Source organism: Christiangramia aestuarii, assembly GCF_009735585.1.
Classification (GTDB): Bacteria; Bacteroidota; Bacteroidia; order Flavobacteriales; family Flavobacteriaceae; genus Christiangramia; species Christiangramia aestuarii.
In genome coordinates this window covers 1-456 of record NZ_VJVW01000081.1, presented here as the reverse complement: position 1 = coordinate 456, position 456 = coordinate 1, and the positions used below count along the sequence as shown (strand labels likewise).

Genomic DNA, 456 nt, shown 5'->3' with positions numbered 1-456 from the left:
ATCCGGAGGATAGTAATAATGAGACTACGCCACTGACGCAGAACCCAGCCATGACAATAGCAAAAGCAGGAAGCTTTAACGATGAAAAGGGAAACGGCTATGCCGAGGCTGGAGAGACCATCTCCTATACCTTTAGCCTGACCAATACCGGAAACGTCACCCTGAACAACATCACCGTGACCGATCCGATGGTAAGTGTAAACGGTGGACCGATCAATCTGGCGCCGGGTGCTTCTGATAACACCAGCTTTACTGCGACCTATACCCTGACCCAGGCTGATGTAGATAGCGGACAGGTAGACAATATTGCTACGGCTGATGCCGATGAGCTGACCGATCCAGAGGATAGTAACAATGAGACTACGCCACTGACGCAGAACCCAGCCATGACAATAGCTAAAGCAGGTAGCTTTAACGATGAAAATGGAAACGGCTATGCCGAGGCTGGAGAGACCA

At 50.4% G+C, this 456-nt stretch carries 1 protein-coding gene; it reads left to right on the top strand.

Annotation, left to right across the window (positions count from 1 at the left end; genetic code table 11):
• Positions 1-50 precede the first annotated feature (50 nt).
• Positions 51-456, top strand: a 406-nt coding sequence (locus FLP08_RS15735) for a CLIPPER-2 domain-containing protein (protein ID WP_202912800.1), incomplete at its 3' end; no start/stop codon positions are given.